This window comes from Pseudoalteromonas sp. QJM3NY_22 (genome assembly GCF_056173065.1).
Genome location: NZ_CM149655.1, coordinates 555,816 through 578,238 on the forward strand (window position 1 = coordinate 555,816; position 22,423 = coordinate 578,238).

A 22,423-nucleotide genomic window follows, 5' to 3' on the forward strand; every position below is an offset into this window, starting at 1 on the left:
AGTTATAAAAACCAGTGGTTAAATAACTAGCTAATACTTGACTAAAATACTCAGGTAATTACAATGGCTGTAATACTTGACCAAAGAGGTCAGGTATTAAAAAATTTGTTAACTCTACAATTTAATAAGTAAGAGTTTTAAATCAAATTTTTATCAAGTGATAATACTTGACTAATTTACTCTGGTAATTAAAATTTGCACTCTTTGTGCAGGGGGCGTTATGAAGTTAACATCAAAAGGCAGATATGCCGTTACAGCGATGCTGGATGTTGCACTGCACACAGGTGTAGGTCCTGTAGCCCTTGCTGATATTTCACAGCGACAAGAAATTTCTTTGTCATACCTTGAACAATTATTTGCTCGTTTACGTAAAAATGGCTTAGTAAGTTCTGTTCGTGGGCCTGGTGGTGGTTATTTACTAGGGCGTGAAGCGGGCGTTATCTCTGTTGGCGATATTATTAGCGCCGTAGACGAATCGGTCGATGCTACACGTTGCCAAGGTGCCGATACCGGCTGTCAAAGTGGTATGCGCTGTTTAACACATAATTTGTGGTCAGACTTAAGCGCACGCATAGAAGAATTTTTGAATAATATTACCCTTGCTGAATTGGTGGAAAAATCAGATGTGAAAGAAATAGCATCGCGCCAAGATAACAGTATCAATAATGCAATTAAGCAGTTGGAAAACATTCAAGTAAGCTGTCAACTTTAAGGTTGACCTGCAGCGGAGAGAGAAATGAAGTTACCGATTTATTTAGATTACGCAGCGACCACGCCTGTTGACGAACGTGTTGCTAAAGAAATGATGCAGTGCCTGACAATGGACGGTAAGTTTGGTAATCCTGCGTCACGCTCACATCGTTTTGGTTGGCAAGCAGAAGAAGCTGTTGACCAAGCACGTACAGATATTGCTGATTTAATTAATGCAGACCCACGTGAAATTGTTTTCACATCGGGTGCAACAGAATCAAATAACCTAGCTATTAAAGGTGCAGCACAGTTTTATAAGAAAAAAGGTAAACACGTTATTACCGCTAAAACTGAGCATAAAGCTGTAATCGACACATGTCGTGAGCTTGAGCGCCAAGGTTTTGAAGTAACTTACATGGACGTTGAAGAAAACGGCCTACTTGATCTGCAAAAACTTGCCGACACAATGCGTGACGACACAGTACTTGTAAGCATCATGCACGTTAATAACGAGCTAGGTGTAATTCAAGATATCGCGACTATAGGCGAAATGTGTCGCGAACGTAAAATTATGTTCCACGTAGATGCAGCGCAAAGCGCGGGTAAAGTATTAATCGACGTGCAACAACTTAAAGTTGATTTTATGTCGTTCTCTGCACATAAAGTGTATGGCCCTAAAGGTGTTGGTGCACTTTACGTTCGTCGTAAACCACGTGCTCGCCTTGAAGCGCAAATGCACGGTGGCGGACATGAACGTGGTATGCGCTCTGGTACACTAGCAACTCACCAATTAGTGGGTATGGGTACTGCGTTTAAAATTGCTAAGCAAGATTTCGAAAAAGATCACGCACACATCAGCGCACTACGTAATCGTTTAATCGACGGCATTATGGCTGATATGGACGAAGTATACTTTAACGGCACACAAGACCAATCAGTACCTGGCATTGTAAACATCAGCTTTAACTTTGTTGAAGGTGAGTCGTTACTTATGGCAGTAAAAGACATTGCAGTATCGTCAGGTTCAGCCTGTACATCTGCAAGCTTAGAGCCTTCTTATGTATTACGTGCACTTGGCCGTAACGACGAATTAGCACATAGCTCAATTCGTTTTAGTATTGGTCGCTTTACTACCGAAGAAGAGATTGATTACACCGTCGAATTAATGAAAAACTCTATCGGTCGCCTACGTGAGATGTCTCCACTTTGGGAGATGCATCAAGAAGGTATTGATTTAGATTCAGTTGAATGGGCTCACCACTAATAGTGTGAGCACATACCCTAGCAGGTAATGAGGATAGAATAATGGCTTATAGTGATAAAGTAATCGACCACGTAGAAAACCCACGTAACGTAGGTACTCTAGATAAGAACGATCCGTCAGTGGCAACGGGTATGGTAGGCGCACCAGCATGTGGTGACGTAATGAAATTGCAAATTAAAGTATCTGCCGAAGGCGTTATCGAAGATGCAAAATTCAAAACCTACGGTTGTGGTAGCGCAATTGCTTCATCTTCACTTGTAACAGAGTGGGTTAAAGGTAAAACGCTAGACGAAGCCGCGACAATTAAAAACACTGATATCAGTGCAGAGCTTGAATTACCACCAGTGAAAATTCACTGTTCAATTTTAGCCGAAGACGCAATTCAAGCAGCAATTGCAGACTACAAAAGCAAACAAGCGAAGTAAGAAGAGAAACTCATGGCAGTGACATTGACAGATGCGGCAGCAAACCGCGTACAATCATTTTTAGCAAACCGCGGCAAAGGTTTAGGCCTGCGCGTTGGCATTAAAACGACGGGCTGTTCAGGTCTTGCTTATGTACTTGAGTTTGTTGACGATTTAAACGAAGACGATGAAACTTTTGCGGCTAAAGGTGTCACGTTAATTGTTGACGCTAAAAGCTTAGTTTACATTGACGGCACAGAGCTCGATTACACTAAAGAAGGCTTAAATGAAGGGTTTAAATTTAGAAACCCTAATCAAGCAGATGAGTGTGGTTGTGGCGAAAGCTTTACCGTTTAAGCTTAAAATATCTTTGTAGTATAAATAAGCCCTGCCAGTTAATGTAGGGCTTTGTTATTTTTGAAATTAATTTCTGAATTTTATTGGTTGAAGTTATGCGCTATTTTGAGTTATTTGCAATACCCGTTGACTACAATATTGATTTAGTAACGATCAACAAGCACTACTTGGAATTACAGCGTACTGTACATCCAGATCGCCACGCGAATGCGAGTAGCCGTGATAAGTTAATGGCCGTGCAAAGCGCCGCCGAAATTAACGATGCGTTGCAAATATTAAAGCACCCAGTAAAGCGTGCCGAGTATATGCTGAGCGAGCTAGGCGTTGATATTCGTGCAGAGCAGCAAACCTTGCAAGATCCAATGTTTTTAATGCAACAAATGGAACTTCGCGAAGAACTTGAAGAGCTAACATCAGCAAGCGATCCTGATACTGCGATTGCAAATTTTGAAAAACAAATTAAGCAACTAAACACGCAGTACAGTGCACAACTTGCCGAGCAACTCGCAAGTAACGATGAGCAGCAATATCAACTTGCCGCTGATAATATTCGTAAACTGAAGTTTGTTTATAAGTTACGCGACGAACTTGAACGTATTGAAGATAGTTTATTTGACGATTAATTACTTGCTGCAAAGCGAGCAACACGAGTTTAAAGAGCATTATGGCATTATTGCAAATTGCTGAGCCGGGGCAGAGCGCGGCACCACACGAACATAAACTAGCGATTGGTATTGACCTTGGTACAACCAATTCATTAGTTGCAACAGTGCAAAGTGGCGAAGCCCGCACGTTAACTGATGATCTTGGCGCGGCTATGTTACCGTCGGTTGTTCGTTATCAAGCAGGCGGTATTACTGTTGGCGCAGAAGCTGCGCAAGCTGCAACGCAAGACCCTGCGAATACACTTATTTCGGTTAAGCGTTTTTTAGGTAAAACTCAGGCTGAAATAGAGCAAAGTTATGGCCAACTACCGTATGAATTTTGTGAGCACAATGGTGCGCTAGCAATAGAAACTGCGGCAGGTAAAATTAGTCCAATTAAAGCATCAAGCCATATTTTAGCCGCATTAAAAGCACGAGCTGAGCAAAGTTTTGGCAACCAAGAAATTTTAGGGGCTGTAATTACAGTACCAGCGTACTTTGATGACGCACAGCGCCAAAGTACTAAAGATGCCGCAGAGCTTGCTGGTATTAACGTGCTACGTCTATTAAATGAACCAACAGCAGCAGCCGTTGCTTATGGTTTAGATTCAGGTCAAGAAGGTATTATTGCTGTTTACGATTTAGGCGGTGGCACATTTGATATATCAGTACTTAGATTACACCAAGGTGTGTTTGAAGTAATGGCAACCGGTGGCGACTCAAGCCTCGGCGGCGATGACTTTGACTCACTCCTTGTTGATTACTTTAAGCAGCAAACTGGTGTGTCGGCGTTATCGTCTTCAGTTTTACGTTTATTCATCAATAAAGCAAAAGCCTGTAAAGAAGCATTAAGCCAATACGCTAAAGTAAACGTGGGTCTTGAGTTTGACGATCAAAAATACACAGTAGAAGTAACGCGCGAAACGTTTGACGAAATGGCTATGCCATTAATTAAAAAAACGCTGCGCTCGTGTCGCCGTGCTGTAAAAGATGCTGGCATAGAAAACGAAGAAATACTGCAAGTTATTATGGTAGGCGGCTCAACCCGTATGCCATTAGTACGTAGCCAAGTACAAAGTTTTTTTGATAAAGAGCCGCTAACTTCAATCGATCCTGATCGTGTTGTAGCCTTAGGTGCCGCGCTTCAAGCCGACGTGTTAATTGGCAATAAGCCAGATTCTGACATGTTATTGCTTGATGTATTACCGTTATCACTGGGCCTTGAAACTATGGGTGGTTTGGTTGAAAAAATCATTCCGCGTAATACAACGATTCCGGTAGCACGCGCACAAGAGTTTACAACGTTTAAAGACGGTCAAACAGCCATGTCATTACATGTGCTGCAAGGTGAGCGTGAGCTTGTTGATGATTGTCGATCGCTTGCTAAGTTTAGCTTAAAAGGTATTCCACCAATGGCGGCAGGCGCTGCGCATATTCGTGTAACCTTTAAAGTTGATGCAGATGGCCTATTAAGTGTTTCAGCTATGGAAAAATCAACAGGTGTACAAGCTGAAATTCAAGTTAAGCCTTCGTTTGGTTTATCTGATTACCAAGTAGCTAACATGCTAAAAGAGTCAATGAGCAACGCTAAAGGCGACATGCAAGCACGTATGCTTAAAGAGCAACAAGTAGAAGCACTGCGCGTAATAGAAGCGCTTAATGCATCACTTGCAGCCGATGCTGCATTACTTGACGATATGCAACTTGCTAACTTACGCGCTGAAATTGCAGAACTGGTAAAAGTGCGCGAAAATGCACAAGAGCCTGGCGAAATTAAAGCAGCTATCGAAAAAGTCGATAATGCGAGTAGCGATTTTGCATCGCGTAGAATGGATGCATCAATTAAAAAGGCCCTTACAGGGCAGTCAGTAGACAACATTTAAGAGAGATTAGAATGCCACAAATTGTTTTTCTTCCACATCCTGAATTATGTCCTGACGGCGCTGCAATTGAGGCTCCTACAGGTCAAACGGTACTCGACGCTGCACTTAAAAATGGTATTAGCATTGCGCATGCGTGTGAAAAGTCGTGTGCATGTACTACGTGTCATTTAGTGATTCGTGAAGGATTTGACTCACTTGACGAAAGTGATGAGCTAGAAGATGACATGCTAGATAAAGCATGGGGTTTAGAGCCTGAATCACGCCTTGGTTGCCAAGCAATTATAAGAGATGAAGACCTAGTGGTTGAAATACCTAAGTACAATCTCAATATCGTTAATGAAGAGCACTAGTTTTTAACGATAAATTTATTAAAAGCCGCTGTTTGATACAGCGGCTTTTTTGTTTGTATGCGTTCATTTTTGTAAGTGAGGCTTTATATCTCGCTTTGTTTTGCATTAAAGCTGCATTAAAACCAAATTACATGAGCGCGAAGTAAATTCACACCTACAAGTTTGGTGTATGTATTGATGTAGGTGAGGTTTTATACCTCGCTATGTTGCATAAGCGCGAAGTAAATTCACACCTACAAGTTTGGTGTATGTATTGATGTAGGTGAGGTTTTATACCTCGCTATGTTGCATAAGCGCGAAATAAATTCGCACCTACAAGTTTGGTGTATGTGTTGATGTAGGTGAGGTTTTATACCTCGCTATGTTGCATAAGCGCGAAATAAATTCACACCTACAAGTTTGGTGTATGTATTGATGTAGGTGAGGTTTTATACCTCGCTATGTTGCATAAGCGCGAAATAAATTCGCACCTACAAGTTTGGCGTATGTATTGATGTAGGTGAGGTTTTATACCTCGCTATGTTGCATAAGCGCGAAATAAATTCGCACCTACAAGTTTGGCGTATGTATTGATGTAGGTGAGGTTTTATACCTCGCTATGTTGCATAAGCGCGAAATAAATTCGCACCTACAAGTTTGGCGTATGTGTTGATGTAGGTGAGGTTTTACACCTCGCTTGTTACTAAATTAACACGTACCTGTAATTTTTATACGTAGCCTTTAGGAGATCTATTTTGAATAATTTAACTTTCTCAGACTCATTTATTAACGGCGAATTTTATAAAACTGACACGCGCTTTAGTGTTAACGATCCCGCTACCGAAAAAAGTATTGTTGAAGTAAGCGATATTGACGAGCAGGGTGTAAATAGCGCAATAACCGCAGCTCAAGGGGCTTTTGTTAAGTTAAAAACGACGAATGCGACTGAGCGAAGCGAAACGTTGATGCGCTGGTATGAGCTAGTTATAAAACACAAACAAACACTTGCAGAGCTGATGACTAAAGAGCAAGGCAAGCCGCTCAAAGAATCCCTTGGCGAAATTAACTACGGTGCAAGTTTTATCAAATGGTTTGCAGAAGAAGCCAAACGTAGTTACGGAGATGTAATTCCGCCAACAGATGACTCGCATCGTTTAACCAGCTTTAAGCAGCCTATAGGTGTTGTAGCTGGTATTACGCCGTGGAACTTTCCTATTGCTATGGTTACTCGTCAAGTAGCTCCAGCTTACGCTGCGGGTTGTAGCTTTATACTTAAACCTTCTGAACATACGCCGCTTTGCGCCATTGCACTCGCTTATCTGGCCGATCAAGCTGGTTTTGTAAAAGGCGCATTTAACGTACTTGTATCACAAGAAGCCAAAACAGTGGGCAAAATGTTAACCGACTCAGAAGTCGTTCGTAAGTTTACATTTACTGGCTCTACCGGTGTAGGTAAGCAATTACTATCGCAATGCGCAAGCACAATTAAACGCACCTCGATGGAGCTTGGCGGTAATGCGCCTTTTATTATTTTTGATAATGCAGATTTAGATGAAGCTGTTGAAGGGCTAATGGCGGCTAAATTTAGAAATAGTGGGCAGGCATGTGTTGCTGCAAACCGTATTTTTATACAACGTAATATTCTCGACAAAGTACTGTCAAAAATCACGCCTAAGGTTGCAGCGTTAAAAGTGGCAAATGGTTTTGAAGACGATGTTGATATTGGTCCACTCATTTACCCTAAAGCCAAAGAGAAAGTGCAACAGTTAGTACAAGACGCACTCGATAAGGGCGCGACGCTGATTGGCGATAATAGTGACTTAGGTGGCAGCTTTCAAAACCCATTAATAGTGAATAATGTAACCACTGACATGGATATTTACCACGAAGAAGTATTTGGGCCAGTGTTAACGGTTATTCCTTTTGATGAAGAAAGTGAAGTGCTTGCGCTTGCCAACGATGTACCATTTGGTCTAGCAGCTTATTTTTACAGCCAAAACATTAAGCAAGTCTACCGAATTAGTGAAGGGCTTGAATTTGGTATGATTGGCGTAAATGAAGGTGTTATATCAAATCCAGTAGCGCCATTTGGTGGCGTTAAACAATCAGGTTTAGGGCGTGAAGGTGGCCATCAAGGACTTGATGAGTACTTAGAAGAAAAGTACGTGTGTATTAAAATTTAATAACGTCTTATTTACGCGGTTTATTTGCTTATAACGCTTAATTTATGGCAAAAAACAAACTAACAGCTATATTGTCAATATGGGTACAAGTGATTGTAAACGCAAATCTTTATAATCAATTTTTTATTACAGTAATGTGGCAGATATATGATCTTTATCCTTTACTGTTGCCACACAAGGCACTAAATGCTACCTTTGGCAGTATATTTTTTGTTAAAAAAATAAGACAAAAACTAATAAAAAGTAAAAGGATTTCTATAAGTAGAAATAACCCCGTGTGTAAATGCCACCGTAAGGTGGCATTTTTTTGTTCAAAATTTAAAAAGGTTAATTTTAGCAAAATACCTGGTAGAGAATTTTAAATAAAGCATCCAATAATCCAGGGTGCGAGCATACTTTGTTAAAAATGTTAACCAAAAAGAAGTTCTTCTCTAAAAGCATCATCATAACAAGCTCTTACACACTTACTTCTTATTGACCCCTTGCTTTTCGTATGCTGCTTTATCATGTTCCTAACGACGCGTCTAAATAGTGCCATATGTTGCGCACTTAATGGCTCATGTATTTGACAGGCATCTTCTTTAAATACGACATCCAGTATCCAGTGTTGCTGATTTTCTATCAGCCAATGTTGTCTTATTGCTTTACTTATCAATATATTGTCTGTCAACGATGTTAGGTAGTAATGTGTGTCAATACTCGTTCTATTACCCTTCGTTCGCTCTCGCTGCACCGCAACGATTGTTCTAACTGATGGCCAGCTCTCTTTAATTTCACTCGGTAATAAACGCGCATCAAGACAATCTATCGTGCGTACTTCTTTTCGCCCATGCCCTTCATCTTGTGTTACATGACTAAGTATCTCTGAGTTTTCAGATTCATACTGGTGTGTAAATGCATCTTGAATCGCGCTATAAAGTTTCTTTTGATTACCCTTTGCTTGCACTAGATAATCTGCATGTCTGCTAATTAGCTGTTTTAGCGTTTCTTTTTGGCAGTGCAAAGCATCAAGTGTAATAACGGTGTTATTGATATCGAGTATTTTCAATAAATCCCGAACTGCCGGTATTTCATTCGTCTTACTGCCAACTGTTTGGTGGAATAATGTGAGACCTGCCTCACAATCAAATGCTGAGACGAGGTGTAATTTATCAGCAATGTGTTTACTTGCTCCGCGAATAGTTTTGCCATCGAAGGCAATGACAGGATGCGCTGACTTAACGCGGTTTTGATTGACCCAGCTATACATCGCGAGTAGTAATGAGTCAGTATCAACGGTTCTAAAAATCCGAGCAATACTATGTCGAGTGGGTATGCCATTTTTGAAAGAACGAAATCCTCTTAACCAATTAAGCTTACTTTCGCCATAGACTTCAATGTCTTGCCAGTTTTCACACCCTGATGTAACGGCAGTAATAATAAGAAAAAGCACATCAACTAAGTTATGGTGCTGATTTATATGTGAACGATTATCTTTGACGAGTTCTAAATGTGAGAAGAGTGACATAATAAGTTTAAGGTGATGAAATTTATGGTATTAGATCATAAAATTTGTTTATTTACAAAGTGTGATCCCGCCCTGTCCAATAATCAGATCTTTGGATAATAAATTTTTGCCTAGTTATAGCGTGATTTTCTTAACGTTAAATAGACCCTATATAAGCGAATTGGTATAACGTGTGAGGATTTTTAATTTTATTACAAACTGGTCTGTGTTATTTAAATCACACAAACCAGCTTTTTGTAATAAATAGATCAACGGATAGGTGAGTAACCGGGAAGGTTATCGAGGTTGACTTCATCTAGCTGCTCAGGCTTTGCATATTCATTGATGTAATGTTTATACACTTCGGATTCAATAAATATTGCAAAAATGTCTGCATCAAGATGGTTCTGACTAACCATAGAGCCTAAAATATGCAAACATTCACTTACTGGTTTTGCTTTTTTGTATGGTCGGTCTACAGCCGAAAGAGCTTCAAAAATATCAGCGATAGCCATTAATCTAGCAGGTACTGACATTTGTTCTTTCGTTAATCCGCGAGGATAGCCTGTACCGTCAAGTTTTTCATGATGCCCTAGAGCATACTCAGATACATTACTTAAATGCTTTGGAAACGGTAAGATATCTAAAATATTCTTAGTTATATCCATGTGGCGCTTCATAATGTCACGTTCACCTTGAGTAAGCGTACCACGCCGAATCATTAAGTTTTCAACTTCATTATCAGAAAGTAATGGGATTTTTTCGCCATTAATTTTTAATTGATATTGGGTTGATATTCTTTGGATATGTGCTTGTTCTTCCTCACCTAAAAACTCTCCGCCAACGTTCACGCGTTGTAATAATGCACGATCTAATGCGAGTTGTTTCAGTTCGGTATCAAGTAATCGTTCAAATTGGAGTACTTCAATTGGCTTATTTTTTTTCATCGCAGAGATTATTTTCTGCTGATACGCTATTTTTAAATCTCTGCTAATTATTTCAAATTTTGCATCGATAAATTTGATTCGATCAAAAATAGTTTCTAATTTTGTTGATTTTTCCATGACGTGGTCGGGAGTCGCAATTTTTCCACAATCATGTAGCCATCCTGCAATATCTAACTCATGGCGCTCTGCGTCACTCATTTTAAATGTAGCAAGTGGGCCTTTATCTATTAGATGAACAGCATCGGCAAGCATCAATGTTAATGCGGGTACTCGTTTGCAATGACCTCCTGTATGAGGTGACTTTTCATCTATCGCCATGGCAATAGCCTCAGCAAAAGTTGCAAACAACTCTTCCATATCTTTAATTAATGCAGAGTTTGTTAACGAAATAGCACCTAAAGAGGCGAAAGAACGAACTAGCGTAACAAGCTCCTCACTAAAAGGAATATTATTATTTTCGTCGTCTTTTACATTGATAAGTTGGATAACGCCAATAATATCATCAGCATGATCTTTTAAGGGAATAGTTAACATTGACTGGGTACGATAACCTGTACGAGCATCCATAGCGCGAGCTGCGCTCATATCAAAAGGCAGTGCAGCATAAACATCAGGAATATTAATAACTTCCCCAGAATTAACCGCATGAGCAACAATCGCTGTTTTATTTTCTTTTCCGTCGATAAAAAGATCTATATTAGGAAAATCAACAGGCTTACCTAAACGACCGCCTAAATACAGATCCAATGATTCATTAATAACCGTTTCAAACTTAAGTTGTTTGTTATCTGTAATCGAATAAATAGTCCCAGCATCTGAATTAGCTATAGACATAATTACTTGCAGTATATCATCGAGTAATTTACTCGAATCTTTTTCGGTTGTTAACCTAACGCTGATATCAATAAAGTGATGTAGGTTTATTTTATCTTTGATGTGCTGCGGCATATTTCCACTACTTTTTGGTATGAATAAAGGCACCATTCCAATCCTTTGCGAGTGCTTGTAAATCAGTATTTTGAATTCGTTTGATAAAAACACCGTACACATGCGAACTAAACAGTGTAGTACTTTGTAATTCAGTAAATAAACTTAGTGCTTGCGGCCAATCTTTATTATAAAAATGGGTCATGGCGATAAATGATTTTTTTATTTCAGCGAATTGTTTTGTATCTAATTTATTTGTTAAGCCAATGGGCTCAAATAGCTGCGTTGCGGTCGTTTTTCCAACGACCTGCACTTTATCTATCAAGCGAAACGTTATATGTGGACATGCATTCATTGTTTCTTCAGCTACTAGAATAGCTACGCCGTAAAACTTGGTCAAGTTTTCAATCCTTGCACCTAAATTAACTGTATCACCTAGTACGGTATAAGCTTTACGATAAACGGATCCCATATCGCCCACATTCATATCACCGGTACTTAAGCCTATACCAATTTTGACCGCAGGTAGTTTTTGTTCGGCAAATAATTTATTAATGAGAGTCAGTCCGTTAATCATAGCCATTGCTGCTTCAACGCCGTTTTGTGCATGGTTTTCATCTTTTAATGGAGCATTCCAAAACGCCATCACCATATCACCAACGTATTTATCGATAGTCCCGTTATGATCAAATATTATTTGCGTTATTGAAGTAAGGTATTGGTTTAAGTACTCGCTTAATTGATGCGCAGTCATGTTTTCAGATAATGAGGTGAAACTGCGAATATCAGCAAATAATACTGTCATGTTTCTTTTTTCACTGCTTTGAGATAGCTCATTGCCTTGTTTTATAAGTTGTTCAATACGCGCAGGGGGGACATATTGATTGAACATAGATTTAATTTTTCGGCTGTGGTGCATCTCGGCGATAGAGCCAACAATAATGTAATAACCAGCTAATAATATTATGAGTAAGAGTGGCATTAATAATGGCAAACTAATTTTTTGTACTGACCATAAATACACGTTAAATGATATAACAGCTACCGTAATAGTTAACGAAAGAAAAATAATAAATCGGGCACTTCTGCCGTGGCTAAAAAGTGATAAAACGACACCCGTTAGCGCAATAATAAATAGGCTCGCACCTAGAGACCAGTTGGGCTTGGCTGGCAGTATCTCTGGGTGCATCAGTCCTTCAAATATATTGGCATGCACTTCAACACCAGGATATTGCATACCAACTGGGGTTGACCTTAGGTCAGCTAAGCCCACAGCTGAAGTACCAATAAAGGCAACTGTTCCTTCTAATTCATCAGAGCCAACTCTTTGCATCAGCACATCGGTTGCTGAATAATATGGGAAGCTATGTGCTCGGCCTTTATAGGGAATGAGTATTTGGCCGTGCTCATCTGTCTGAATCCATTTATCTTGAAACTTAATTCCTTCAAACAAAGTAATACCATCTAAAATATTTGAGCGCGTTTCAATTTTATTAGCAAGGACATACAGTCGAGCCACTTCAAGTGCTAAAGAGGGGTAAAGTTTATCACCGACTCTATTAATAAGAGCGGCTCTGCGGATAAAGCCATCGTTGTCGCTATGCGCATTTATAAAACCAATACCAGCAGCGGCATTTTGTAATTGTGGGATATTTACAATAGCCCCCGAAAACTCACTTATTTGTGAGTTCGCATGTTCAGCATTTTGCCATAAAACGCTGCTTTTTTTTGGTGGACTGTGGGCTGCAAGTTGGTCATCGGTTAGTAAAAATCCAAGGGCGGTATCATTTTTAGCAAGTGCGTTAGCAAACTTAGTATCGGCGTCTACTTGCTGTTTAATTTTGGCAAGTGGTAATCTATATTGCTTTGATAAGTTAGGTATTTCAGAAATGATTTGTGTAACTGGATTTACTTCAGGCTCGGCAAAAAATATATCAAAAGCGATAACAATAACACCTGCATCGGTGAGTTTTGTTACAAGATCAGCTATTTTCGATCTACTCCAAGGAAATCGACCTTGCTCTCGCATACTTTTTTCATCAATATCGATAATAACTACTGATTCGTCGATATGTCTAGGTGTTGCAGGTGTTGTTAATAAGAGCCGAGAATCATAAATGATGCCTTCCACACGATTAACTAATTTGGCTAATGTTCCTGTAGCAAATAACTCTATTGATGCAATAAATAAAGTTATAACGGCACCAATAAAAAAATGCCTGGAAATTATAGGCTTTAAAGATCTAATGGGCGTTTATCCTTGATAGATTAAAAATCAAAAACTCGTCCTTCTCGGCCGCATTCTATCAGTAACTTGTCACCGTATTTAGCTTGCAATGAGTTTTCTATTGCAAGAAGTTCATCATCGCTTCTTGCAGGGTCGTGGCTGATAATAACAATGTTTTTGATGTTCGCCTTTACGGCGAGATCGGCAACTTGATTAATCGTGCTGTGTCCCCAACCATGCTTAAGTGGTAAGTCGATATCTATAAATTGTGCGTCATGGATCAGTAAATCAGCGCCTTTAATAAAGTGAATCCACTCGTTGATATCGGTTCTTAGATCTTCTGGGGGGTTTAATTCATTATCAGTAACATATGCTACTTTCTTGCCGTCAGCGTTAACACAATACGCAGTACCGCCATCGGGGTGATTAAGCGGCGCAGTCGAAATTGAAAAACTATTAAGGCTAAATGTTTTTTTAGCCGACAATGTCGTATTTAGCGTAATATTTGCAGGTAACTCTTGGTATTTAACCGGAAATTGAGAGCCACTCATTTGTTTTAGTATGGCATCTTTACTTTCTTCGTCATCTACATTTCCAGCCACTATTGTTATATTTTGGTTAGATTGATAAATAGGGGTGAAAAAGGGGAAACCCTGAATATGATCCCAATGATTATGTGTCAGTAATATAGCGATAGGTTCCGCTTTTACCACTAAACGTTTACCTAGTTCAACAATACCTGTACCTGAGTCTAAAATAAGGGATTTGCCATTTTTCTGCTCTATATATACGCAAGATGTGTTACCACCAAAAATGTGCGTATGTTTTCCTGTTGAGGGCATTGAGCCCCTAACACCAAAAAGTTCAACTCTCATAAATTAAGGTGTAACTCCATCAACATAAAAATTGAACTTAGATGCACTTATATTATTAGAAGTACCGTTATTACAGGTGCTGCTAACAATAACTTGGGTATCACTTTGTAAAATCATTGATGTAAATACTTGTTCATTTGCACATTGCTCGGCCTTGTAAAAACCAACACCGTTGTGGCCAAATGTGCCATCTAATACACCATTACTTAAAATGCGCGCTAACACACCTTTATTATTACCCATACCACTTAGTACAATGTTACCCATGCTATCAAGCGCGGCATCTTTTACCTTAGTGTCACCGGTTTGCGTCAGTATGTACTGGCCAGCTCCACCTTCAGCAAAACTAGTCTCTTTTATTCCTGCTGATGATAATTTAACAATGACAGCTTGGTTTGGCGTATTCGTTTCATTACCAATTAAATACAGGTTATTTAAGGTATCAGCAAATATTTTAACTATTCTATCGTCGTTATCTAAACTCATTACAGAGTCTATATAGCTAAATTCGCGTTCACCATCAATACTTAGCTTTACTGCTAATAGCTGAGAATCAGAACCCGAAACAACTTTTCCGCCAATAAAAATTTTATCGCTATTATCAATGTAAACAGTTTTATAGGATTCGAAAGCGGTTCCAATAACTTTACCATTGTTACCAAAGTCGCTCTCCAGTGAGCCTTCTGGCGTTAACTTCATAACAAATGAGCTCGGTGTATCTGCCACTGTTAACGAGCCTACGGCAATAATATCGTTATCGTTATCCAGTGCTGCGTCAGTTAGATTGAGCTTCTGCGTCGTTACGGCTGTAGTGGCGTAAATCCCTTCTGTTGCAAAGTCTGTATCAAAATAACCATTTTGATCTACTCTTGCTACAAAACCTTCTTCATTGTTTTCAGTTTTACGCGAACCCGCGATAATAAGTTTGCCATCATTTTGCTCAATTAATGCAAAATTAGATGTACTTAAGTCGATTGCAATTTGCTTGTGCCCACTTTCACTAAAGCTAGTGTCTAACAGCCCGGCTCCGGTCAGGCGCGTTAATACTAGTTTAATTACGGAGCCTTGCTGAGCTGTTGATGCGATAATATATTTACCAGCATGGGTGCCATGGCTAAGCTGTATCACCTGCTTTGATTGATCATTAGAGTCAGTCCCTAAGTTGCTCAATGTAAGGTAACCTGATCCTGCTAAGCCAGTAAACAATGCCGCGTGATTGTCTATTGCTACAATAAATGGCTGACTACTTGAATCATCGCTGATGCCTGATACCCAAAGCGTATCGTTTAAATCTATTGTTGCAGTATTAGCTATTTGTTTACCGTTAATATCCGAAATAATATTAATGCCGTAGGTGTCATCAAGTGCCCCATCGGTTGCTAAAATACGCGTAGAAAACAGCTTTTCAGTCTCACCTTTCCCCGTTGTGCCCGATAAAGTAATTTGATTATTTATAGGTTCATATTTTACGCCTGTAATTTCAGCACCACCATTGCCTGTATTACCACCATTGCCTGTATTACCATCAATATCATAAACGGCAATACCATGATTACCTATACTCGTTACCAAATCGCCTTTTTTATCAATAGCGAGAACAACAGCTTCTTTTTCACCTGAATGGCGAGTGGTATATCCGCCAACAAAGGCGGTAAAATCAGCTGTATTTAAACCGCCAAGTGCAAAGAGTTCATCGTCGGTGTTATTCCCAGATAAATCGATGCTAAGTGCATTATAATCATTAAAATTACCGTTATTTTCACCATCTGAAATAAGGTAACGGATTAATGCATCTTTATCACCGTTTGCACTGGTAACACTCCCCACAACCATAAGATCAGAACCATTAAAGTTTTTAATGGCAAATGCTTCATCATCGCGTTGTTGACCACTTACATCTTTAATTTTAGGGCTAGATGCTTCGTAAGCTAATGTCGAAATGTCATATTTTATCCATAAACTATCATCGTCATTACCATTAAACTGTTTGCCAACAGCTTGAATTTTATTGTCGCTAAATTCAAGATCATTAATAACCAGCGTACTTGCCATTTTGGTACAGTGAATACCTGAATTATTGTCACCTGAGGTGTTGCTTATCACGCCTGTAACGCTCATTTTTAATAAACATGCTTCGGTGTTGGTACCATCAAAACTAGAAAAGGCGATAAACAAGTCACCGCCACCTGAAATTATGGCCGTTGCTTTTTCATCGTGCCCTAAATCCAGTATTTTTATGCCATCTTCATCGAACGCATTGTTGGCCGCACCATTATTAGTATATGAAGCAATGACAATATCTTGGTCTATGTTTTGACTAAACCCAACAAAATAAAGATTATTATTTAACTCAATACTGTCGTTAAATTCACCGTTTGAAAAAACACTAGACAGCTCTAACTCACCAGTCACAGGGCGTCCAAAAATTTCACTTTCGACAGGTATAAGGTAGTCGTCAGCATTAATTACATTAACAGTAATATTAATAGAAGTTGTTTCATTAGGAGTACCATCGTCGGTAACTGCTACTGTTATCAAATGCTGAGTCGCATTTTCATAATTAAAAGGGCTCGGGCCGCTTGCTGTTAATAGGCCTGAGCTGCTGTTAATGTTAAACAAACCTATGTCGCCACTGACCAGTGTGTAGCTTAAATTTTCGTTTTCAATGTCGCTGGCAACAATGGTGCCGACAACGTCACCGTCTATCGAATTTTCACTAACACTAAATGTTTGATTTGATGCAGTAGGTGCATCGTTTACAGCTGTGATTGTAATCGACAAACTTGCCGAGGCAGTGCCTTGGTTTCCATCACTTACAGAATATAAAACGGCTGCCACGCCATTACTATTTACAGCAGGTGTATATTGAAGTTGATTGCCAATAATTAATACCGACCCTAAGTCGGCGGTCGCTGAGGTGATTGTTAAGGTATCTCCGTCAATATCGGTGTCATTGGCGAGCACATTAATTAATAGCGGGGCGGCATCTTCGGCCATTGTTGCTGTATCAGCATTTGCAATGGGCGCATCGTTTACAGGTGTGATTGTAATCGACAAACTTGCCGAGGCAGTGCCTTGGTTTTCATCACTTACAGAATATAAAACGGTTGCTGCGCCATAACTATTTATAGCAGGTGTATATTGAAGTTGATTACCAATAATTAATACCGACCCTAAGTCAGTAGCTGCAGAGGTTATTGTTAAGGTATCTCCGTCAATATCGGTGTCATTGGCGAGCACATTAATTAGAAGTGGGGCGGCATCTTCGGCCATTGTTGCTGTATCTGCGTTCGCAATAGGCGCATCGTTTACTGGGATAACCGTGATAGTTACTGTTGCTGTTGTATCATTAGCATTGGTGTTTTCTAAGGTTTTTCCATCAGTAATACTATAAGTTAGCGTTATATCACCATTAAAATTGACTGGTGGTGTAAATTCTATTTTTTTATCGACAATAACAGCTTGGGCAATCGTGTTTTCAATACGAGATATACTAATTACATCGCCATCTAAGTCGTTATCGTTAGCCAGTACATCAAGTAACGTCGCTGGACTATCTTCATTTAGTGTAAAGGTATCATTATTTGCGCTTGGCAAAGTATTCACACCACTTTTACTTAATATTACTTGAGCACTCGCCGCAAGGCCTTGTTCATTTGAAACTAAATAAGTAAAGCTATCAACACCTACAAAATTTTGATTCGGTTGATAAGTAAAAGAGCCATCAGTATTAAGATTAAGCTCGCCATTTTTTACAGCCACAACCGGTACGGTATTAACATAAAGATCACCGCTTTCAATATTAATGTCATTAACTAGCAAGCCGTTTTCAGCGTTAACTTCAAGCAACTTATTCGGTCTGAATAAATACTCATCATTCTGGGCAATCGGATTATCAGCTTCACTATTAATTGTTAACGTTACGCTGGCTTGAGCTGTAGCACCTTGAGAGTCAATTATTTGATATTGAAACTGATCTACACCAAAAAAATTAGCATCGGGTATATAAGTAAAGCTACCATCAGTTGCAAGTAATAATTGGCCATGAACAGGTGCAACAATAAAGTTTTCATCAACAAAAAAATTGTCATTATTAGGATCTGTATCATTTTTAAGTAAACCAGCAATAGCTTCAACAACTAATGTACTGTCTTCACTTAAACTATAACTATCGTTAGTCGCAATCGGTGGCATATTTTCAGCTGCGCCGATGATAACTACATTGGCAATAGCTTGCTCACCTTGACTATCAACAATACGATATTGAAAGCTATCCTCCCCGCGCATATCTACTTCACCAAGGTATTCAAAGCTACCATCTGCGCGTAAAGTCAAACGTCCTCTTTTTGGCTCTGTGATAGGTGAGATATCAACCGTTAAGCTATCTAAATCAATATCACTATCATTGGCAAGTAAGCCAGGTGATGCAATATTCAAATTACCATCAAGTGGAATGCTATAGCTGTTATCAAGTGCAATAGGTGCATCATTTATCGGATTAACAACAATTTCAACAACAGCGATGTCTGTCATATCAAGCTCATTAACCACTTGATAGCTAAAAGCATCTTCACCATTAAAGTTGGCCGTTGGCGTGTAGTTAAACTCACCAGACTCATTTATATTTAACGTACCGTGCTGTGGTTGCACTAGCGCATCTAAATTTATGCGCAATTTACCCATATATTGATCGGTATCATTAGCAACTACATTGCCTTGTAAGCTTTCATCTTCATTAATTTGAAATTGATCGGGTTGCGCATTCGGGGCAAAATTTAGTTCTCCACCAATAGGGGCTATATTTATTGCTTCAGCAAAACCACTTTCGCCACTGCCATCAATGCCAGTGATCAGTATTTGATAGCTTTTATCAACAAGCGATCCATCAAAGCTAAAAGCTGAATTGGATAAGCTTAGAAATTGTTGCCCATTTTCGAGCGTATTAATATTTTCAGGAGTCACACCAGCTTGAGTTGCTAAATAAACGTTATAGCGATTGAGGTCTGAATTGGCTTGCCATGAAAGATCAATACTTTGATCATTACGCTGCGCTGTAACGCCTTCAATTTGATGGGGTTGCCAGCTAAATGTAGTCGCGTCAGCAAGTACTTGGTTATTTAAATTATCGGTTATCCATATTTCTAAACGAAGATCGCCCGCTTTTTCACCATAAAAATAAGGGTTAAAGCCGATAATTGATTGTTCAAAGCTTAAGCCACATAGTTCAGAACAAAGTGCGATGCTTTTATCTACACTTGGTAATACCAAGCTTACTGTAGCAATACCATCGGGATCTGAAACCGCAAGTGAAAACGTTACATTACCTTGAACAACTTCATTTTTTTGCGCAAATATAATATCAGCCTGTGAATTAGCAACTACATCGCTAACAAATGCTCTACTTGACGTCGAAACACCTGAAACTTTAAATTTGGTCGATTGATTACTAGCAGTAACTCCCGTTAAGTTGAGGTTACTTGAAATAGGCTGAGGTGTTGCTTCGTTACTCGAACTTGGTGAAGCTTCTGGTGCAGTGGTGTCTTCTGAGCCACCACAGGCGCTTAATATAAACGCCATGACACCAAGCAAAAATATATTTTTTGCTATCATTTTAAATACTCCATAATAAAAAGCGCTATGTCCAATGTGTTTATGGTTCTAACCTAAAGGAGCCATTAGCATTTACATTAGGATTATTTATTTCATTGAGATTAAAATTGCCGGTAATCGTATCTAAACCATTCAAAAAAATCGCCTCAATATCGCCAGCCGCTTTATTATTGCCATGAGATGCAAAGGTAACAGCTAAATCAAGTTTACTTATATCTATTAGGCCGCTGTAAGCTGCATACCAATTACCACCAGTATCGCTAAAGCTAATTTCACCCTCGGGCACTGTACCATTATCAAAATCAACCGCCATGGTCATTGCAAAGTCAGTCACTGCACCTAAACTAGAATTCACTCCAAAGCTTGTCGCTTGATAGTTAAAAACGCCTTGGCGTTGTGCTATTTGATCAACCAAAGATGCATCACTAACCGTTTGATATTGTTGTTCAGAATAAACATCAGCAATAATAACTGTCTCTGAATCAAAGTTACTTTCTACTACAATCTCAGTAACAGGATCGGGCGAGGCAGTGGCCGTTTGTTGTTCACTTTCTTCATCCTCACTTTCACTTGGGCTATCGATACTTGTTATATTTTGATCAAAAACGCGCGACGCACTAATACTTGTGAATACTTCACCAGAAGACGTTACTTGCGCAAAGGAAAACGCTTCATCGCTGCCTAAAGAAACAACTTGCTGGTTTTCGAGTGTTAAATCTATTGCGCCGTCCCAAACAGCTAAAAACACATCGCCTTCGACCAACTGAACTTCAAAATGTGTACCGCGAATACCAATAGATCCAACAGGGGTTTTTACGCTATAAGAGCCACCATTTTTTTTAATCACTCCCGAAATCGAACGCAAACCACCTTTAAGTAATTCAATTGATGCAGAGCCTTGTTGGGTATTACTATCAAATTCATAATTAGCAATATTGAGCACCGAATTCTCTTTTAGCGCAATCAAGCCACCGTCAGACATTGAAAACTGTGCCTTACTTTTTTCACCAGTAGTTATGCGATCTACACCAAATACAGTGTCTCTGCGTTTTAATTGTCTTTGCTGTTTGGAGTTAGCATCTAGAGCTAAAACAGTACCTCGGGCAAGAATCGTTTTACCAGCAGGATTGACGGCTTGTGCATTAAAACTCACACAAAATAAGGTTGTTATTACAGGGAGTAAAAGTTTCATAAGTACCTTAAATTAGAATGAGTAAGAAACGCTTAAATTAACATCTAAGCGGTCATATTCGAATAAAGATATATTACTGGTTTTATCTTGGTAATTGGCCGCCAGTTGTATAGCTAAATCGTCGTTTATTAAATAACGTATGGTGCTTGTAAGCATCAGTAAATTGTCTTCACGGTCTTTTAAAAATAAAGGATGTTCATCTTGGTAATCAATCCACTGATATCCTGCAAGTGTTAGTAGTTGCCAATGTTCAGCAAGCTGAGAATTAGCCTGATAATACATGCCAAGTATATTACGACTATTTGATTTACCCGCAGGCACATCCGCATTTTCAGTTTTGATATTAATACTCACACTCTGAAACCAGCGTTGAGATACATAACTAGTTCCTGCGTTTAGTGCAATAAATGTGTTATCGAGTTTTTCATCAAGTTTATTATTCATTACACCAAAAGAAACAGCCCCAAATAAGCGAGACTTTTTAGAGAATTTAAAATCAGCCCCTGTTACGAGCGACGATTCTGTTCTATAAAGTTCGCCATCAAGTATTAATGGTGTTACACCAGCTTGTACATACCAACTTAGCTTATCTTGTTTGTGTTTATAAGCTGCATTTATGTGTGTGTTAACGCGGTCATATTGCTCTAACGCTTCAAACTTATACCATCCAGTATTAACACTTAACGTTAATAAGCTTTGTTGGTCCAGAGGATGAGAGTAGCTCCCTCTATAGTTAAGCTGCATATAGTTATCATCAGTACTTTTGCTGTCTGGCGACAGTAAAAATTCGCCTAAATTAGGTATGATAATAGTATCTTCGGTTGTCCCTGCGTTTACATTGTCATCCACACCAAAAGCAAGTTGAATATTTTGCGTATAAGAACGCCCTGCACGTTGCTGTTCAACAATGGCAGCATCAAGTAGTGATTGCGCGCTCGTTTTTATATTTTTGGGTGTATTAGCCGCGTTAATAAGTATTAGCGCTTGAGTGTCTGCTGCGGGTAAGTTTTTAACCATTAAATAAGCTCGAACTAAATGTAGGCGAGCTTCGTACCATTGCGGGCTTGCTTCGACTACACGTTCAAAAGCAAAGACTGCTGTAGCCGGTTGGTTTGTTTTAAGTGCGGAAATCCCTAACAAAAAATCAAAAGCAGGCTCGCCTAAATATTGATTTTCAATATGACTTTTTTTGTAGGCTTGTTGAAACTTATGATCAGAAATTAATTGTTGTAGTTCATTTAACAATTTAGCGTAGCTTTCGTCATTTTTAGCCAGAGCACTAACACTAACTACAGTTAAAAAACCACACAGTAAATGTGCTAAAGCCTGTCTAATCATGTTTTATCGAATATCCTATAAGAATTTTTTTGCTTTATTGCCATTAGGGTCAGTTGACCTTTGCGGA

Annotated in this window: 16 protein-coding genes; 9 read left to right on the top strand and 7 right to left on the bottom strand. The window is 39.2% G+C overall.

Annotated elements, in window-relative coordinates; genetic code table 11:
- The first annotated feature begins 220 nt into the window (after positions 1-220).
- The 9 genes from iscR to AC0VZ4_RS02580 all read left to right on the top strand — a co-directional run bounded on the left by iscR (position 221) and on the right by AC0VZ4_RS02580 (position 8,116).
- Complete coding sequence (iscR, locus tag AC0VZ4_RS02540; RefSeq protein ID WP_002958424.1) at positions 221-712, top strand: Fe-S cluster assembly transcriptional regulator IscR; 492 nt, start codon at positions 221-223, stop codon at positions 710-712.
- A gap of 24 nt (positions 713-736) precedes the next feature.
- Positions 737-1,954, top strand: a complete 1,218-nt coding sequence (locus tag AC0VZ4_RS02545) for an IscS subfamily cysteine desulfurase (protein ID WP_002958425.1) — start codon at positions 737-739, stop codon at positions 1,952-1,954.
- Positions 1,955-1,995: 41 nt separating this feature from the next.
- Positions 1,996-2,379: a Fe-S cluster assembly scaffold IscU gene (gene iscU / locus AC0VZ4_RS02550; protein WP_007377675.1), complete on the top strand. Its 384-nt coding sequence runs from the start codon at positions 1,996-1,998 to the stop codon at positions 2,377-2,379.
- A 12-nt stretch (positions 2,380-2,391) separates the two neighbouring features.
- Positions 2,392-2,715: an iron-sulfur cluster assembly protein IscA gene (gene iscA / locus AC0VZ4_RS02555; protein ID WP_007377674.1), complete on the top strand. Its 324-nt coding sequence runs from the start codon at positions 2,392-2,394 to the stop codon at positions 2,713-2,715.
- Between the two features lie 95 nt (positions 2,716-2,810).
- Entirely contained in the window at positions 2,811-3,338 is a 528-nt protein-coding gene (hscB, locus tag AC0VZ4_RS02560) for a co-chaperone HscB (RefSeq protein WP_475440812.1), read from the top strand.
- Positions 3,339-3,379: 41 nt separating this feature from the next.
- Complete coding sequence (hscA, locus tag AC0VZ4_RS02565; RefSeq protein ID WP_475440813.1) at positions 3,380-5,242, top strand: Fe-S protein assembly chaperone HscA; 1,863 nt, start codon at positions 3,380-3,382, stop codon at positions 5,240-5,242.
- Between the two features lie 11 nt (positions 5,243-5,253).
- Positions 5,254-5,592, top strand: coding sequence for an ISC system 2Fe-2S type ferredoxin (fdx, locus tag AC0VZ4_RS02570; RefSeq protein ID WP_007377671.1), 339 nt, complete (start codon positions 5,254-5,256; stop codon positions 5,590-5,592).
- A 734-nt stretch (positions 5,593-6,326) separates the two neighbouring features.
- Positions 6,327-7,754, top strand: a complete 1,428-nt coding sequence (locus tag AC0VZ4_RS02575) for an NAD-dependent succinate-semialdehyde dehydrogenase (RefSeq protein ID WP_475440814.1) — start codon at positions 6,327-6,329, stop codon at positions 7,752-7,754.
- A 44-nt stretch (positions 7,755-7,798) separates the two neighbouring features.
- Positions 7,799-8,116 (top strand): hypothetical protein, encoded by a 318-nt coding sequence (locus AC0VZ4_RS02580; protein ID WP_475440815.1) that lies wholly within the window; start codon positions 7,799-7,801, stop codon positions 8,114-8,116.
- A 47-nt stretch (positions 8,117-8,163) separates the two neighbouring features.
- Here AC0VZ4_RS02580 and AC0VZ4_RS02585 read toward each other — a convergent pair whose 3' ends face one another.
- The 7 genes from AC0VZ4_RS02585 to AC0VZ4_RS02615 all read right to left on the bottom strand — a co-directional run bounded on the left by AC0VZ4_RS02585 (position 8,164) and on the right by AC0VZ4_RS02615 (position 22,356).
- Positions 8,164-9,261 (bottom strand): ISAs1-like element ISPsesp1 family transposase, encoded by a 1,098-nt coding sequence (locus tag AC0VZ4_RS02585; protein ID WP_475439755.1) that lies wholly within the window; start codon positions 9,259-9,261, stop codon positions 8,164-8,166.
- 248 nt (positions 9,262-9,509) lie between these two features.
- Complete coding sequence (locus AC0VZ4_RS02590; RefSeq protein WP_475440816.1) at positions 9,510-11,171, bottom strand: HD-GYP domain-containing protein; 1,662 nt, start codon at positions 11,169-11,171, stop codon at positions 9,510-9,512.
- The gene (locus AC0VZ4_RS02595) at positions 11,143-13,245 is read right to left on the bottom strand and encodes a CHASE2 domain-containing protein (protein ID WP_306725121.1); all 2,103 of its coding nucleotides are present in this window, start codon (positions 13,243-13,245) and stop codon (positions 11,143-11,145) included. The genes AC0VZ4_RS02590 and AC0VZ4_RS02595 overlap by 29 nt, the downstream gene beginning before the upstream one ends.
- 137 nt (positions 13,246-13,382) lie before the next feature.
- Positions 13,383-14,183 (bottom strand): MBL fold metallo-hydrolase, encoded by an 801-nt coding sequence (locus AC0VZ4_RS02600; protein ID WP_008136291.1) that lies wholly within the window; start codon positions 14,181-14,183, stop codon positions 13,383-13,385.
- 36 nt (positions 14,184-14,219) lie between these two features.
- The gene (locus AC0VZ4_RS02605; protein WP_475440817.1) at positions 14,220-19,826 is read right to left on the bottom strand and encodes an Ig-like domain-containing protein; all 5,607 of its coding nucleotides are present in this window, start codon (positions 19,824-19,826) and stop codon (positions 14,220-14,222) included.
- 40 nt (positions 19,827-19,866) lie between these two features.
- The gene (locus AC0VZ4_RS02610; RefSeq protein WP_306725119.1) at positions 19,867-21,018 is read right to left on the bottom strand and encodes a FecR family protein; all 1,152 of its coding nucleotides are present in this window, start codon (positions 21,016-21,018) and stop codon (positions 19,867-19,869) included.
- Positions 21,019-21,030: 12 nt separating this feature from the next.
- Positions 21,031-22,356, bottom strand: coding sequence for a DUF2860 family protein (locus AC0VZ4_RS02615; protein WP_306725118.1), 1,326 nt, complete (start codon positions 22,354-22,356; stop codon positions 21,031-21,033).
- Positions 22,357-22,423: the final 67 nt, after the last annotated feature.